The organism is Acidicapsa borealis (assembly GCF_059115245.1).
The window spans coordinates 2,419,871-2,435,542 of the sequence record NZ_JCACNY010000001.1 but is presented as its reverse complement, the minus strand read 5'-3'; the positions used below and the strand labels follow the sequence as shown (position 1 = coordinate 2,435,542).

13 protein-coding genes are annotated in these 15,672 nt (G+C 59.6%); 8 read left to right on the top strand and 5 right to left on the bottom strand.

Annotated elements, in window-relative coordinates:
* Positions 1–12 precede the first annotated feature (12 nt).
* From AC5S27_RS10100 to AC5S27_RS10085, 4 genes are all read left to right on the top strand, one after another.
* Positions 13–2,124, top strand: a complete 2,112-nt coding sequence (locus AC5S27_RS10100) for a GAF domain-containing sensor histidine kinase (protein ID WP_493934445.1) — start codon at positions 13–15, stop codon at positions 2,122–2,124.
* A gap of 176 nt (positions 2,125–2,300) precedes the next feature.
* Complete coding sequence (tmk, locus tag AC5S27_RS10095) at positions 2,301–2,987, top strand: dTMP kinase (protein WP_493934444.1); 687 nt, start codon at positions 2,301–2,303, stop codon at positions 2,985–2,987.
* A 35-nt stretch (positions 2,988–3,022) separates the two neighbouring features.
* Positions 3,023–4,486, top strand: coding sequence for a cytochrome P450 (locus AC5S27_RS10090; RefSeq protein ID WP_493934443.1), 1,464 nt, complete (start codon positions 3,023–3,025; stop codon positions 4,484–4,486).
* A gap of 101 nt (positions 4,487–4,587) precedes the next feature.
* Positions 4,588–5,922, top strand: coding sequence for a D-arabinono-1,4-lactone oxidase (locus tag AC5S27_RS10085; protein ID WP_493934442.1), 1,335 nt, complete (start codon positions 4,588–4,590; stop codon positions 5,920–5,922).
* A 10-nt stretch (positions 5,923–5,932) separates the two neighbouring features.
* Here AC5S27_RS10085 and AC5S27_RS10080 read toward each other — a convergent pair whose 3' ends face one another.
* A complete protein-coding gene (locus AC5S27_RS10080; protein WP_493934441.1) occupies positions 5,933–6,868 on the bottom strand; it encodes a hypothetical protein in 936 nt (311 codons plus the stop codon).
* A gap of 33 nt (positions 6,869–6,901) precedes the next feature.
* Entirely contained in the window at positions 6,902–7,165 is a 264-nt protein-coding gene (locus AC5S27_RS10075) for a hypothetical protein (protein ID WP_493934440.1), read from the bottom strand.
* A gap of 150 nt (positions 7,166–7,315) precedes the next feature.
* Between AC5S27_RS10075 and AC5S27_RS10070 the strand changes: the two genes are divergently transcribed.
* Positions 7,316–8,416 carry a DNA polymerase III subunit gene (locus tag AC5S27_RS10070; RefSeq protein WP_493934439.1) on the top strand — a complete coding sequence of 367 codons (1,101 nt, stop codon included), beginning with the start codon at positions 7,316–7,318 and terminating at the stop codon, positions 8,414–8,416.
* A 311-nt stretch (positions 8,417–8,727) separates the two neighbouring features.
* Positions 8,728–9,162: an Hfq-like protein gene (locus AC5S27_RS10065; protein WP_493934438.1), complete on the top strand. Its 435-nt coding sequence runs from the start codon at positions 8,728–8,730 to the stop codon at positions 9,160–9,162.
* A gap of 14 nt (positions 9,163–9,176) precedes the next feature.
* Here AC5S27_RS10065 and AC5S27_RS10060 read toward each other — a convergent pair whose 3' ends face one another.
* Positions 9,177–10,265 carry an L-threonylcarbamoyladenylate synthase gene (locus AC5S27_RS10060; protein ID WP_493934437.1) on the bottom strand — a complete coding sequence of 363 codons (1,089 nt, stop codon included), beginning with the start codon at positions 10,263–10,265 and terminating at the stop codon, positions 9,177–9,179.
* A gap of 41 nt (positions 10,266–10,306) precedes the next feature.
* Between AC5S27_RS10060 and AC5S27_RS10055 the strand changes: the two genes are divergently transcribed.
* Complete coding sequence (locus AC5S27_RS10055) at positions 10,307–10,903, top strand: class IV adenylate cyclase (RefSeq protein WP_493934436.1); 597 nt, start codon at positions 10,307–10,309, stop codon at positions 10,901–10,903.
* On the opposite strand, the gene AC5S27_RS10050 is transcribed toward AC5S27_RS10055, so the two are convergent.
* Entirely contained in the window at positions 10,900–11,838 is a 939-nt protein-coding gene (locus tag AC5S27_RS10050) for a tetratricopeptide repeat protein (protein ID WP_493934435.1), read from the bottom strand. The two genes, AC5S27_RS10055 and AC5S27_RS10050, sit on opposite strands and share 4 nt — an antisense overlap.
* 144 nt (positions 11,839–11,982) lie before the next feature.
* Here AC5S27_RS10050 and AC5S27_RS10045 point away from each other — a divergent pair, with 144 nt between their 5' ends.
* Positions 11,983–12,339: an energy transducer TonB gene (locus AC5S27_RS10045; RefSeq protein WP_493934434.1), complete on the top strand. Its 357-nt coding sequence runs from the start codon at positions 11,983–11,985 to the stop codon at positions 12,337–12,339.
* A gap of 199 nt (positions 12,340–12,538) precedes the next feature.
* Here AC5S27_RS10045 and secA read toward each other — a convergent pair whose 3' ends face one another.
* Positions 12,539–15,550 (bottom strand): preprotein translocase subunit SecA, encoded by a 3,012-nt coding sequence (gene secA, locus AC5S27_RS10040; protein ID WP_493934433.1) that lies wholly within the window; start codon positions 15,548–15,550, stop codon positions 12,539–12,541.
* Between the last annotated feature and the right edge of the window lie 122 nt (positions 15,551–15,672).

The following is a 15,672-nucleotide window of genomic DNA, read 5'->3' as shown; positions in this document are numbered from 1 at the left end:
AAAAGGATCAACATGCTACCCTCACCCTCCATACCGGGCCGTCCTGAGGCGCTGAGTGTGCTGCTGGAAGCTTCCTCCCTGCTGCTCCATGCCAGTAGCGAGGATATCCTTCTTTCAAAGACGCTTGATCTGGCCAGCAATCTGCTCGTTGCCGATGCGTATGGAGTTTGGCGCGAGTCAGAGGACCATCGCGTCTGGCGTGCCATCGCGCAGCGCGGGCTGTCCGAAACCTATCCGAAGGAAGTTCAGCTCGAGGGTATGAGGCTGCCCCAGGGCGTGTGGTGCGTCGAGAATATGGCTACGGATGACCTGGTGGGCGACCGGGTTCTCTTCGACAGATCCGTGTACCAATCCGAGGGCATCCAGAGTTTGTTGGTCGTGCCCTGGGCACTGGATGCGACGATGAACGGCGCGATCGTCTACTACTGGCGAACGCCTCGCCATTTCAGCCAGGATGATGTGGATTACGCCCTGGCATTGTCCAACCTATCCGCTTCCGCGCTGAATCAGCTGGAACTCAACGAGCAGAAACAACGCGAGACGCAGCGTCTGGCATTCCTTGGAGAAGCAAGCACCCTGTTGGCGTCCTCGCTCGACTATGAGTCAACACTCCAGAGAGTGGCACACCTCGCCGTTTCTCACATCGCCGAATGGTGTACGGTCTATATCGCTGAGCAGAGCAGGGTGGCGCAGATCGTCGTTGCGCACGCTGATCCCTCGATGGCCTCGTTCGCAGAGGAGTACTCCCGCCTCTATCCGGAGCAGATTCATCCGAACTCTGGCGTTGGAAAAGTCATGAGCACCGGCCAGCCCGAGATCGTTTCTGTGATCACGGAGAAAATGTTGGAAGCCGCCGCCATAGACGAGCAGCATCTGCAACTCTTGCGACAAATGAAGTTGACGTCAAGCATTGTCGTTCCGCTGGTGTCGCGCGAGAAAACACTCGGCGCAATCCGCCTGCTGGGAACAAATGGGCGCTACTTCGGCGAAAGTGACGTGCAACTCGCGTTGGATCTCGCCAGGCGTGCGGCTGTTGCCATCGAGAATGCGCAGTTACATCGCGCGCTGCTCGATCAGGATACCGAATTGAGGCTGTCCCACACGGCTGCGAAGATGGGAAGCTGGACCTGGGACCTGGAGCAGGACAAGCTCTTCTGGTCCGCTGAATTCAAAGCTCTGCACGGCCTTCCTGAAGACACGGAAGCTTCCGGGGAAGCAGGCTACGAACTGGTGCATCCCGAGGATCGGGAGCGGTCAAAACGGGAGTTTTGGGCAACCCTCGCTTCTTCTGCCTCCGTGTTCCGCTCCGATCATCGCTCCGTCACTCCTGATGGACGCACTCTGTGGCTGCAGGTACGCGGGCGCATTCGACGGGACAAGAGCGGCAAAGCCACCTGGATCGCCGGGCTCATCATCGACGTGACCGAGTCACGCATGGCGGAACACGCGCTGCGCCGGGCGGAGAAGCTGGCAGCCGCCGGGCGTCTTGCCGCAACCGTTGCCCACGAAATCAACAATCCTCTCGAAGCCCTGGTGAATACCGTCTATCTCGCGCAACACACCGATGGGCTGCCGCCGCAGGCCGCCGCGCACCTTCGCCTTGCAGAAGCTGAGTTACGCAGGATGACGCATATCGTCAAGCAGACTCTCGGCTTTTATCGCGAGTCCACGCATCCGCAACCGACTGGAGTCGCGCAGCTCGTTTCGGAGGTGCTGGACTTGTACAGGTCAAGAAGCAACTCCCGCGGATTGACCCTGCGCAGCTCCGAGCAGACGGAGAACGAGGTATGTGTCACCGTCATCGCCGGTGAAATTAAGCAGGTAGTCGCCAATTTGGTGGCGAATGCCATCGACGCGACACCGGCCGGTGGGACAGTCGAGACTTTTGTGCAGCAACTTGAAGACTCGGTCGAGATCACTGTCTCAGATACGGGATGCGGAATCCCCGAGACAAACCGGAAGCAGATATTTGAGCCATTTTTCACAACTAAGGCGGATGTAGGAACCGGACTCGGACTTTGGGTGTCGAAAGGAATCATCGAAAAGCACGGCGGCACCATCCGTTTCGATCACCGGGCAGACCAGGGCACAACCTTTCGTGTACAGCTTCCGCTGCACAGGTAGGCGCGCCTTTCTACTCCTATCTTTCTCGTCAACCGACAGGGTCGCCATGCCGTTCGGAACCAGCCCGCACTCCGGGCACACAAGAGCACTTCGCAGCTGGAACACGAGACCTCCGTAACCTGCAGGAAGCCTGAGTGCCCTGAAATGAGGCAGGTCGCCGATGCTAAACTCCATCCATGTCCTTGGTGCCGTCGACGCGCAAAGCTGGTTTTTTTCTTACGTTTGAGGGGCTCGATGGGTCCGGCAAGACAACGCAGATTCTGCGGCTGATTACCTGGCTGCATGGCCAGGGCTTGGAGCCACTGCAGACCCGGCAGCCCGGCGGAACGGCCACCGGCGACCGCATCCGTGCCCTTCTTCTCGATTCAAAATCAGCCGGTTTAGCACCGCGAACGGAGCTGGCAATGATGTTTGCCGACCGCGCGCAATCGATCCAGGAAGTAATCGGTCCCGCGCTCGCGGCCGGGCGGGTGGTCGTCTGCGACCGCTTCACCGATTCGACCGAAGCTTACCAGGGCGGCGGCCGCGAGTTGGGATCCGAAGTCGTGCTGGACCTGCACCGGCTGATCTGCGGCGGCTTGCAGCCGGACCTGACCATCCTGCTCCTGCCCGACTTGAAAGCATCGCTGGCCCGTGCCCGGCGGCGGAACACGCGCGAAACCAAGGCCAACGGCACGGACGAGAGCCGCTTCGAGAGCGAGCAGGATGCCTTCTTTCAGCGCGTATACGATCAATACCGCGCCATCGCGGCCCGCGAACCTGTGCGTGTGGTCACAATCGAAGGCGACCTGGACGTTGAGGAAGTCTACGTAGAGGTTATAAAGACAGTAGGGGCTCGTTTGCGGCAGGCTGGCATGCTCTAGCCAGTCGCCACAGGATCATACCCCGCCGGTAGACAATGGCCAGCGTAATCGAAGAACTTCGCGAAACAATCAAACCTGTCGAACAGGATGCCGCGCCGGTCCTCGTCCCTAAAGGCAAGTACCTTTTCCCGCCGGGCCTGCGGCGCAACCTGGTACTGCACACAGGCAGCAAGTTCTTTGATCGCAACAATCCCATCCTGCTATTCGAACACCTGCGCAAGTATGGACGCGCCGCGCACTACAAGATCCTGACGCACAATGTGGTCCTGCTGCACGACCCCAGCGACATTCGCGAAGTCCTCGTCGACAAGGCACATCTCTTCGTGAAGGAGCGCACCCAGAAGCGGATGAAGATTCTGCTCGGCGAGGGGCTCATCACAGCCGATGGCGAACTCCACAAGCGCCACCGCCGCATCGCCGCTCCCGCCTTCCACCGTCAGCGCATTCAGGCCTACGCCGGGACAATCGTGAGCCACGCCGCAGGCATGGCAGCCGAGTGGCTGCCGGGCAAGCAGATCGACGTGGCTGCGGAGATGATGCGGTTGGCGCTCCAGATCACTGCCCGCACGCTCTTCGACACCGAGGTCACGCCGGAGATTTCAACCATCAACGATGAAGCCAATGCGGTGATGGATATGTACAACGATCTCGTAGCCATGCCCAACGCTGAACTGCTGCTGCGAACGCGCATGCCCGTGCCCGTGCTCACCCGTTTCCGCCGCTCGAAGCGCCGCCTCGATGCCGTAGTCGACTCGATGATCGCAGCCAAGCAGGCTGAGAGCGCAAAAGCAACGAAGGAAGGCCGTCCAGTCGGGAGTGATCTGCTGTCGATGCTCATCGCCGCACGGGATGACGAGGCCGGCTCCGCTCTCCAGAACAAGATGTCCAGTAAGGAACTACGCGATGAAGTGCTGACCATCTTCCTCGCCGGATACGAAACAGTAGCCAACGCGCTGGCGTGGACGTGGCTGCTGCTCGGCCAGAACCCCGAAGCGGAGTCCAAGCTCCACGCCGAGTTGGACTCCGCGCTGGGCGGTCGTCTGCCCACACTGGAAGACCTGCCCCGCCTGCCTTACACAGAGATGGTTGTCGCCGAGTCAATGCGGCTCTATCCGCCCGCCTGGGCCATGGGCCGCATGTCCGTTGCCGATGTAGAAATCGGCCCATACAAGCTGCCCAAGGGCACGTTCCTATTCTTCAGCCAGTACATTGTGCACCGCGATCCCAAGTACTTCCCCGAGCCGGAGGTTTTTCGCCCCGAGCGCTTCACGCCGGAGGCCAAGGCCAGCCGTCCCAAGTTCGCCTACTTCCCTTTTGGCGGCGGCGGACGCCAGTGCATTGGCGAATCCTTCGCCTGGATGGAGGCGATTCTGGTGCTGGCCACCATGGCCCAGAAGTGGCGCCTGCGGATCGTAGCCGATCAGAAAATCGCACTGCAACCGAAGATCACCCTCCGCCCTAAGTACGGAGTCCAGGTTGTGACGGAATCGCGAGCCTAGTCTTCTAACACTTGCCCGACAGGATGCCCACTCTCTACACTCGCTAAACAGCCAATTGGCGACGTGAGGGGATCGATACCACAATGGACAAGAGGCAATTCTTGAAGACGACCAGCGCATTTGTAGCCACTTCCCTGCTCTCCCGTTACGCCCACGCCGCTGGCGGCGATGAGCCCATTCCCACGACCAACTGGGCTGGCAATCTCGAGTACCACGCCGAGCACTTCTACATGCCGAAAGACGCGGCTGAAGTGCAGCAGTACGTGAAGAACCTGGCCACGATGCGCGCGCTCGGCTCGCGGCACTCATTCAACACCATCGCCGACACGACCACCAGCCAGCTCTCGCTCCAAAAGCTCGACTCGATCGTCATCAACGAGAAGGCGAAGACCGTCACGGTGGGCGCGGGTGTACGCTACGGCACGCTGGCTCCGGTGATCGACGCCAAGGGCTTTGCAGTACACAATCTCGCTTCGCTGCCGCACATTACAGTGGCCGGAGCGATCGCCACAGCCACGCACGGCTCGGGCGTGAAGAACGGCAACCTGGCCACGGCTGTTTCGGCAATTGAACTGGTCAATGCCGACGGCGAATTGGTCACCATTTCGCGCAAGAAGGATGGCGCTGCCTTCGCCGGCAAGATCGTGCACCTGGGCGCGCTCGGCATCCTCACCAAGGTCACGCTGGACCTGCTGCCCCGCTTCGACATGACCCAGGTCGTCTATCGCAACCTGTCATTCGATCAGCTTGAGCACAATCTCGACGCGATCATGAGCGCCGGCTATAGCGTTAGCCTCTTCACCACTTGGCAGGAGAATCGCATCGCGCAGGTCTGGATTAAGGACAAAGCCGCGAACGGGCAGAAAGCAACGATTGCTCCGGACTTCTTCGGAGCCAAGCCCGCGGACAAGAACATGCACCCGATCGAGGCAAATTCCGCCGAAAGCTGCACCGAGCAGCTTGGCGTGCCGGGCCCATGGTACGAGCGCATGCCGCACTTCAAGATGAACTTCACCCCGTCCAACGGCCACGAACTCCAGACCGAATACTTCGTCCCACGCAGCAAGGGCTACGAAGCGATTCGCGCCGTGCAGACGCTGTCCGACAAGATCGCCCCACTGCTGTTGATCACAGAGCTACGCACAATTGCCGCCGACGATCTCTGGATGAGCATGGCCTACAAGCAGGATTCGCTCGCCATTCACTTCACGTGGAAGTTCATGAGCCCCGAAGTCATGGCGCTGCTGCCCGAGATCGAAGCAAAACTGGCTCCATTCGGCGCCCGCCCACACTGGGCGAAGTTATTCACAGTGCCTCCCGCAACCCTCGCTCAAAGATATGAGAAGCTCGGCGACTTCAAAGCACTGTTGAATAAGACCGACGCCAAAGGCAAGTTCCGGAACGAGTTCATCAATCACAATCTCTTCGGAGCGTAGCTTGTAGCGACTAACCCACAGATCGTCGATATCTGACATATTGAATCGGATGGCGCAGAATGTGCCAAAAGCTCCAATGACCCAACGTATTCGCCATCTCACCCATCGTGGTATACGATTCGCCTGAAGCAAGGGCAGTTACCTCGACGGTACTTACCGAAGTTGAAATCGTACCCACGCTCTGCTCGCCGCTTAGCAGCGAAATCGCTTTGAAGCGAATTCTTTCCGCCCCTGCTGCTGCCTCGAAGTCATAAGTGCCTGAAGGTGCAGAAATCCGGAACTGACCGCAGCTGTTGGAGCGGGCTTCTGCGATGACTGCTCCATTCGCGCGGAGAGAGACCAATACTCCATCCTTGGGTCCGGAACCATCGTTCTTCATCACGGTTCCTGTAAGCAACGCCTTCTCTTCACCAGGCGTTTCCTCAACCAGGGTCGCCGAAGGCGAATGAGCCAACTGGAGCTCCGGTTCCGACTCACTGTCCTTGGAAATCACGATAACCTGGCCTACCAACGCATGGTCGCCTGGGGCAGGTGGGCTCGCAATCTGTTCTGCGCGCTCCGGAGGCTGCGATTGCGGCGACGGCGAAGATTGAGCAGCAAGTGCGGTGGCACTCAAGGCCAGTGAGGCCGTTGCAACGAGCTGAGCTGCAAGCGGGTTTCTTGTGAGCGAGTCCAGCGTCACCAGCGATCCGTCTTCGCGATGAGTGATGCGAGCGCAGAACTTCCCGTTCTGCTCACGAGACAGCTTCTCAATTTCACGCGAAGTCATGGCAGCGAAGTTATACACCTGCTTGTCGCACTGTTCGCAATGGCGTTCCCGCTGGCCGCCCCGCATCGCAGCCCAAGACTCTTCGCAAGGCTTAGCGATGCTGGGCGAGAAGGATAGCTTGCTGTGCGCCATGATAACTCCGCTTTCAATGTACGGCAGCGTTGCTGTGGCGCGCAAACTAAACTCTGCTTGCTGGATACAGCCGCGTAGCTAATTAAACGACGTGCAAACCATCCCAGCCGTCGTCCCCTCAACCGCGAGGCCGAGCAGGCGTGACCGCACATTTTTCGGCTCCGTCCAGATATCAAAGCCGTAGTCCCGGCCGCCCTTGGTCCACATTGTTTCCCGCCAGACAACACCCCGGGTGGGATGAATATGCCGCGCGGCCTTCCCTGTCTCCGCGGCAACAATGGCGTAGGCGAACGTGTCTTCAATGAAGCGATCGGCTTTTCGTTTAATCAGATATAAATTCAATTGCCTGGCCTCACGCGGTCACGTCATTTTCTGGGCAAGTGTAACCAGTATGCTCCAATCCATCGGCCCGTGGAGGCTACGTAGGTCAGAAGCCGCACACGGGAGTACCGCGCCCACTTTTCCAGAGCCCATTTCTGCTAGCCTCAAGGTATGGGCTTTCGCGAATTTCTGGGCAATGAAGCGACCGTGGAGCGGCTGCGCGAGAGCGTTGCGCACAACCGCATTCCACAGGCGATCATTCTTGCCGGCCCGCGCGGAGCAGGCAAGTACACCCTGGCACTGATGTACGCGCGCCTGGTGAACTGCCTCAATCCCACCGAAACCGACAGCCTTCCAGATTACTGCGGCGTCTGCCGCAACTGCGAACGCATCGGCCAGGCCGCCGATCTGGACGCCAGCGTAGCCGCCGCGCTCGCCAGCCGCGAAGACATGCGTGACGTGGACAAGCGCGAAACCCGCATCCTCATCCAGCCCCACCCCGACGTGATGATCGTCCCGCCCGACCCGCCGCAAAATCTCATCAAAATCGGCCAGGTCCGCCAGGTCATCCACAACGCTTATTACCGCCCGCCGGCAGAGGCGAAGCGCAGCTTCTTCCTCTTCACCGCGTCGTCCTTCATGAAAGAGGCCGCGAACAGCCTGCTGAAAGTGCTCGAAGAGCCGCCGCCAAACTGCACGCTCATCCTGCTCAGCGAAAATCCGGCGGAGATGCTGCCCACGATCCGCTCGCGCGCTATGCTCTTCCGCCTCGGAGCCGTTCCAGCGGAGACTCTGGAACAACTCCTCGCGACGCGACGGCCGGACTTGAAGGGCGCGAAGCGGTCCCTCGTAGCCCGCATGTCCGAGGGCGCAGTCGGACGCGCACTCGGCTTTGACATCGACAGCTACCTGACCAGCCGCCAGGACGCGCTGGTCATTCTGAAATCAGCTTTGCGCGACCCGGATTTTTCCACGCTTTTCCGCACCACCGAGACCTACCGGACTGGCGCGGAAGGACAGGAAAAAACACTCACCCTGCTCCGAACAGCAAACCGCCTGATAGAGGATCTGCTCATGCTCGTCGCCGGGACGCCGGAGTTGATCCGCAACCAGGACATTGAAAGTGATCTGAGACAACTCGGCTCTGGAATCACGCTGGAGTGGATCGACCGCGCCGCTTACGCCATGGGTGAAGTGGAAAAGGGAATGCGGCGAAATCTATTGCGTTCTCTCTCCATCGATTCGATGGCACTCGCGCTGGAACGAGCCTGACGAGCAAGGCGGTTTTCGCTCGGAAAACTGCTCGCAGCTGCCGTCCGATGCAACCACGCAGAGGGCAGCGGCATCTTTACAGACAGACATTCAGTATTTACGACCTTCTGCCGGGTGAAAACACGCGCTTCCCTGCGCTGAGAAAGTTCGTTCCTTTGGTTCTTATCATGTGATTTTTCTCAGGGAACCGACGGCAGTGGCAGAACGTAATGCTTGTATCCGCCATCCAACACGTACCGCTCCGGTCAGCGAATCAAACCCGATTGTACTCCGGGCGTAATTCGAACCGGGCGCTCAAGGAGTCAGTCCTCATGACCAAACGCATCGTCCGGGACTCCCCCGTTCCCCCGCCGATCGCGCCGCCGGTTCTCTCCGCACTTGCTCCGCCTGCGGCGGCGACTGCGGTTCTCGAAGTATCCACTACCGGCGAAGCCGCTCCACCAGCAGCGCGTTCGCCCAAACGTGCACGCCCCTTGTCGGTATCCGCTTCGCAGCGATTCGCGGCGCAGCATTTCGATGAACACGCCTCCAACCGCCAGGCTGAGCTGTTTTATCTGCAGAAGCAGATCCAGCAGCAGACCCAGATGGTTTTTGTCCTTGAGGACGGCTCGCGGGTCCAGGGCGTGGTGGAGTGGTACGACCGTCAATCCATCAAGGTCCGCGGTAAGTCCCGCGTCCTGATCTACAAGTCGGCCATCAAGTATCTCTATAAGGCCGGCGAAATTGGCTCGGCTCCCGTAGCCTGAGCTGCTACTTCGCTCTACGCTGATTCCGGGACCGCAGCCTTGCGCAAACGGTCCCGGATGGCCGCCCCGATGCCTCGCTCCGTCGGAATCGGGCAGAGAATCACCTCACAACCCAGCATATCCAGATGGCGTAGTCCGGCGAAAAGCCGCTGCGCCAGTTCCTCGGGATCTTCTCCCTCTGCCGGCCAATGGCCCCATCGATACACTTCGATTCCCTGCTCAGCCAGCCGCTGGCTCTTCCCGTCGAAGGCGTCAGGGAGCATGACTCCCGTCTTCTGCCCTCGAAACTGTTGGCCCTCCGCTAACCACTGCCCGCCAGCATCCGCCTCGCGCAGGAGCAGTCGCGCCCTGGGTGCGTAGTGGCGCAGTCCAACGCCCGGCGACGGCAGCGCCTCTCTGGGCAACTCCGCCAGTGCAACCGGTTCGGCATAAAGTTCCGCCAGACCTCCGACAGCACGAATCTGGTCGAGGGTGATAGCGCCAGTGCGATAAACGATCAGCGGAGATGCCGTAGCATCGACTACAGTCGATTCAACCCCCACAGACGTTTCGCCGGCGTCAAGCACAGCGTCAATGCGCCCGTCGAGATCGTCCAGCACATGCACCGCGGTCGTGGGGCTGGTGTGGCCAAACCGGTTGGCGCTGGGCGCAGCGATCGGCACTCCGGCGCGCCGGATGACCTCCAGCGCCACCGGATGCGCCGGCATCCGCACCCCGACAAGCGGACGCCCCGCAGTCACCGCATCAGGAACTGCAGCCGTGCGAGGCAGCAGCAGCGTCAGCGGTCCGGGCCAGAAGGCGGAGATCAGCTTTTGCCCAGCTTCAGGAACGTCTTCGGCCACCTGGGCCAGCATGGCTGTATCGCAGATATGAACGATCAACGGATCCCACCCAGGACGTTGTTTGGCGATAAAAATAGCGGCCACCGCAACAGGATCAAGCGCATTAGCACCGAGCCCGTATACCGTTTCGGTGGGTATCGCCACAGTTCCGCCGCGCCGCAAAATACCCGCTGCCTGATCAAGGGCAGCTTCGTCTGCCGCGCTCGCAGGGGCTGCGGGGCTGCCGTAGCTCGCGGCAATCGAAAGGCGCAGGGTCTCCATCCCTCCATTATCCAATGTGCGCTATCGTATACTCACCTCCAATGGGAGCAATTGAAACAGAGATCAAGTTTCGCGTAGCCGACGAGGCGAAACTCGAAGAGCAACTCACGGCGCTCGGCTTCACTCTGGTGACGCCGCGCAGCTTCGAAAGCAACACTCTTTACGACACTGTCGGCCGCAGCCTCCGTCTGAAGCGCGAACTCGTGCGCATCCGCAACTACGCCGGTCGCTGGCTGCTGACGCACAAGCGAGTGCCTGACTCAGGCATCGGCGAGGATCGGCACAAGCACCGCGTGGAGACCGAAACCGAACTCTCCGACGGCCCCGCACTGGCCGAGGTGTTTCGCTCCATCGGCCTCGAGCCGGTCTTCCTCTACGAAAAATGGCGCGCCGAGTGGGCCGATGCCACCGGCCACTGTGTCATCGACGAGACACCGCTCGGCACTTTCGCCGAACTCGAAGGGCCAGCAGAATGGATCGACCGGGTTGCAAGTGATCTGGGCGTAGGCCCGGAAGATCAGCTCACGCTCAGCTACGGTCGCCTCTTTGACCAGTGGCGCGAGCGAACCGGCAGCAACGCTCAGCACCTCACCTTTGAGGCGGTTGGGACAGCCGGACAAGCAGAGCAAGTTCGCTAAGGAACCACTAATCCAGACCGGCTGCTCACCGGCTTGCTCTCCCCATTCACAATCTTCAGGAACTCCTCCCGAACAACGTTATACGGCGGCTGGCCTGAGAAGAACTTGAATGTATAGTGCGTTTGCGTGCGCTTGCCCTCGCTGTTCAAGCCGGTCTCGCGATAGGCATCCAGCGAAAACTGCCGCAGCCCCTTGGCCGCTTCCTGCGGATGCTCTTTCGCGAAAATCGGCTGATCGGTGTCGTTACTCTCCAGCGAAATACTTAGAAATAACTTACCCTCGGCATCGACAACTTTCCCGTACGCGTAGACCTTGTAGTATCCCCATGGAACAAGCGACCAGTTGATCGTGAGCGTATTCGGACCGGTCTTGATGACCTCCAGCTTGTAATCGCGCATGCTGGACGGGATAATCCCGCGATTATGCAGATCAAGCAAATGCGCCATCCCCGCACCGCGGCCAACCGCGTCGCCGGTCTCGGCGCATGCCCGTGTAAGCATCATAGCCGCCTGCCAATCCTCGGGATCGGCCTCGGCAACAGGCTTGATCAAGCTCAGTGCATAGGCCGTCTCACCTGCATTCAGCGCGCTTTCCACTGTAAACTTCGTGAGAATCGCGTCACCTGGTAGCTCCCGTAACATGCCCTTGAACGTGGCAAGCGAATCTGCATAGTGGCCTTCACGGTAGGCCTTCGTCGCTTCACCGAATTTGGCCTTTTGCGCATCACTGAGCTTCGCGCCAAAGTCCTGCATCGTTTCACGCGCCCCAGGCGCTGGCCCTGCAGGCGTTGTATCCTGCGCCGCTCCGCGCGCTGCAGACACAGCCAGGTACACGCCTGCCACGGCATGCAGGAACAACCGCATCTCATGCCTGTATTGCATGCTCACCTCATCCAGCGAGAGTTTTGTGCGGCCAGCCCAGGTTATTTGCTTCACGTTACTCGCTTCGAAATTCTGAATCTTCCCCAGAACGAAAACTCTAACCTAACTTGCAATAAAAACTCATTGAAATCACCTAACCTTCCACAATCCTCCGCCGATATAGCAGTCAGGCGACGCTTTCGCTCTGGAAAAATCAGGATGACAAGGCTTACTCCTTCTTTCTCTGGCTTCAAAATCCGGCGTATAGCCGCTGCTCTTCTTCTCGCTGCACTCTCATGTGCCGCAACTTTACCCCTGCACGCGGCAGACGACCGCCCAGTCAAGCAGCGAGTATCCCCCACCTATCCCGAACTGGCCAAGCGCATGCGCGTCAGCGGCGTCGTGCGCATCGCCGCCACCGTTGCGCCCGATGGCTCAGTGACGGCGACAAAGACCGTCAGCGGCAACCACATGCTGGCCGGCGCAGCTGAGGATGCCGTGCACAAATGGAAGTTTGTCTCCGCCGCCGACCAGTCGACCGTAGAAGTCGACGTGAACTTCGCGCTGGCTCAGTAATTCGAACTTGCTCATAAGAAAAATCTAAGTCTCGAAACACAAAGATGCATCGGCGCGCCCGAGGGACAACCATCCCCAGGCAACGCCGTACAACGCAAAACCGGAGCCACAATGGGCTCCGGCGCGGAAAGAGTTTGCTGCGATAGGCCTTGCAGTTCCGGGTGGGAGAACATCCCCACCCATTTTTCGTGCGCGAGTCTTACGCCTCAACTCCGTGGCACTTCTTGTACTTCTTGCCGGAGCCGCAGGGGCAGAGATCGTTTCGACCGACCTTGTTCGCAGCGTTGCGCTGGATCGGCTCGGTAGCCACTCCACCGCCGGCCTGGCGCGCCGCATTCAACTCGCGCTGCTTCTTCCGCTCGAACTCCCGCTCCAGCGCATCGATTGTCGTCGACGGAATACGCGTCGGAACAGGGATCTCACGAGCCGCAGGCTGCCGCGAAGTCGCAGGTGCGGCAAGCTCCGCCGGCGCAGGCAGGGATGCGCTCTCGACCGGCGGCGCAGCAGGCACTTCACGCCGAGCTTCCAGCTCCAGCGGAGGAGCCTCAGTGTAAGGCTCGCCATCCGGCCCGACAATCTGCATCCGGAACAGGAACCGCGCCGTATCTTCCTGGAAGCGCAGCATCATCGCTTCGAACATATCGAACGACTCGCGCTTGTAAGCCACCAGTGGATCCTGCTGAGCGTAACCGCGCAGCCCGATGCCTTCCTTCAGGTGATCCATCGAAAGCAGATGGTCCTTCCACAACCCGTCCAACACCGACAGCATGACCATGCGCTCGTGATACCGCATCGTATCCGCGCCAAGGATGCGCTCCTTAACCTCGTAATCCTTGCGCAACTGGTCGTAAATACCTTCACCAAGCTCATGGCGCGTGATCTCCAGCGGATCAAGACCAGACTTGTTCAGGTCGAAGCCGAACTGCTCGATCAGCTTGCCCTTCAGTCCCTTGATGTCCCACATCTCAACGTTCGCCGTCTCCGGCGCGTACTGGTCGAGGATGGCGCTGAGAATGTTCGAGAGATAATCCTCGAGAATCAGCTCACGCTGCTCCACCGCCATCAGCAGCTGCTTTCGCAGCCCATAGACAGCCTCACGCTGCTTGTTCATCACGTCGTCGTACTCGAGCAGGTGCTTGCGGCTCTCGAAGTTCTGGCTTTCGACTGCCTTCTGCGCGCCCTCGATCCGCTTCGAAATCATGCGTGACTCGATCGGCACACCCTCTTCCATGCCAAGCCGCTCCAGCAGCGTCGAAACCCAGGCCTTGGCGAAGATGCGCATCAAATCGTCTTCGAGCGACAGGTAGAAGCGCGAAGCACCCGGATCGCCCTGACGGCCCGCACGTCCACGCAGCTGGTTGTCGATACGCCGCGACTCATGCCGCTCGGTGCCGAGAATGAACAAACCGCCGGCAGCCAGCACAGCCTCGTGCTCAGCCGAAACCGCAGCCACGTGAACCTGGTTCACTTCCTGCCACTGCTGCTCCGGCGTTTCAAACTCCTGCCCCTGGTAATAGAACCGTAGATATCCAGCCGGGGCCATCGGATTGATCGCGCCCTCAGCACCGCTGATCGCACGCGCCAGGCCCTTCTTCACCAGCTCCTGCCGGGTCATAAAATCGGCATTGCCGCCCAGCGTAATATCTGTACCGCGGCCCGCCATGTTGGTCGCAATGGTGACCATGCCGAGCCGTCCGGCCTGCGCAACAATCTCAGCCTCGCGCTCGTGGAACTTCGCGTTGAGCACGACATGCTTCACACCCTTGCGCTGCAGCGTCTGCGAAAGCAGCTCCGACTTCTCAATCGAAGTCGTACCTACCAGAATCGGCTGGCCCGTCTCATGCACCGTGGCAATATCGTCGGCAACCGCCTTGTACTTTTCCTTGATGGTGCGGTAGACGATATCCGACCCATCCTCGCGCAGCATCGGCTTGTTGGTCGGGATAACCGTGATATCCAGCTTATAAATCTTGTCGAACTCAGCAGCTTCCGTTTCCGCGGTACCGGTCATGCCGGAGAGCTTCTGGTACAGGCGGAAGTAGTTCTGGAACGTAATCGTCGCCAGCGTCTGATCTTCCTTGCGAATATTGACGCCTTCCTTTGCTTCCACTGACTGATGCAGACCATCCGACCAGCGCCGGCCCGGCATCAGGCGGCCCGTAAAGGTATCGACGATGATGACCTCGCCGTCCTTCACCACATAATCCACGTCGCGCTTGTAGAGCGCATGCGCCTTGATGCCGGTCTCGACATAGTGCTTCAGATCCCAGTTCTCCGGATCGGCAATGTTATCGATGCCCAGCATCTTTTCAATCGTGATCCAGCCTTCGTCGGTCACACCAATCGTCCGGTGCTTTTCGTCCACCACGTAGTCGCCGGTAAAGATCTTCGCCTCGCCACCACCCGGGTCTGTCTCCTCGCCGAGTACTAGCTTGGGAATGATCTGGCGAACGCGCGCATATTTGTCCGTCGTCTGGTCGGTCGGGCCGGAGATGATCAGCGGCGTGCGCGACTCATCAATAAGGATCGAGTCCACTTCGTCTACGATCGCGTAATACTGCCCGCGCTGCACGCAGTCCTTCAACTCGAACTTCATGTTGTCGCGCAGGTAGTCGAAGCCAAACTCGTTGTTCGTCCCGTAGGTAATGTCGGCATTGTAAGCATCGCGGCGTTGATCGTCCGAAAGATCGTGCACGATCACGCCGACCGTCATCCCGAGGAACTCGTAAATCTTGCCCATCCACTCCGCGTCGCGCTTGGCCAGGTAGTCATTCACCGTGACGACGTGCACGCCATGTCCGGCAAGAGCATTCAAATAGCAGGCGAGCGTAGCGACAAGCGTCTTACCCTCACCGGTCCGCATTTCAGCAATCTTGCCCGAGTGCAGCACCATGCCGCCGATCATCTGCACGTCAAAGTGGCGCATCTTCACAGCGCGCTTGCCCGCCTCGCGAACGACAGCAAAGGCTTCGGGCAAAATCTCATCCAGCGCCGCATTCTCCGCAGCCTTGATCTCTTCGGCATCTGTGAGCCCCTGGATACGGGCAGCAATGCGCTCGCGGAACTCGACAGTCTTGGCGCGCAGCTGTTCGTCAGAGAGCGAAGCCAGTTGCGGCTCAAACGAAGCAATGACAGAAATCCTAGGCAACAAACGCTTTACAGCGCGGTCGTTGCTCGTACCAAAAATCTTAGTGAGTACATTACCGAACAAGGCAGAATCTCCATCAACCAGTGTAACGGCACGCGCGTTTTCGCAGCATGCGGGAGGGTCTCACGAGCAACTTGCCGGAACACGCTTCCCCATTCGGGAAGGCCAGCAAAGCGCTCACGTCA

What these genes read in the sequence shown, in the direction of transcription:
- AC5S27_RS10100 (WP_493934445.1), top strand. Translation starts at nt 13, where the DNA reads ATGCTACCCTCACCCTCCATACCGGGCCGTCCTGAGGCGCTGAGTGTG.
- tmk (WP_493934444.1), top strand. Translation starts at nt 2,301, where the DNA reads ATGTCCTTGGTGCCGTCGACGCGCAAAGCTGGTTTTTTTCTTACGTTT.
- AC5S27_RS10045 (WP_493934434.1), top strand. Translation starts at nt 11,983, where the DNA reads ATGACAAGGCTTACTCCTTCTTTCTCTGGCTTCAAAATCCGGCGTATA.
- AC5S27_RS10070 (WP_493934439.1), top strand. Translation starts at nt 7,316, where the DNA reads ATGGGCTTTCGCGAATTTCTGGGCAATGAAGCGACCGTGGAGCGGCTG.
- AC5S27_RS10055 (WP_493934436.1), top strand. Translation starts at nt 10,307, where the DNA reads ATGGGAGCAATTGAAACAGAGATCAAGTTTCGCGTAGCCGACGAGGCG.
- AC5S27_RS10060 (WP_493934437.1), bottom strand. Translation starts at nt 10,265, where the DNA reads ATGGAGACCCTGCGCCTTTCGATTGCCGCGAGCTACGGCAGCCCCGCA.
- AC5S27_RS10065 (WP_493934438.1), top strand. Translation starts at nt 8,728, where the DNA reads ATGACCAAACGCATCGTCCGGGACTCCCCCGTTCCCCCGCCGATCGCG.
- AC5S27_RS10090 (WP_493934443.1), top strand. Translation starts at nt 3,023, where the DNA reads ATGGCCAGCGTAATCGAAGAACTTCGCGAAACAATCAAACCTGTCGAA.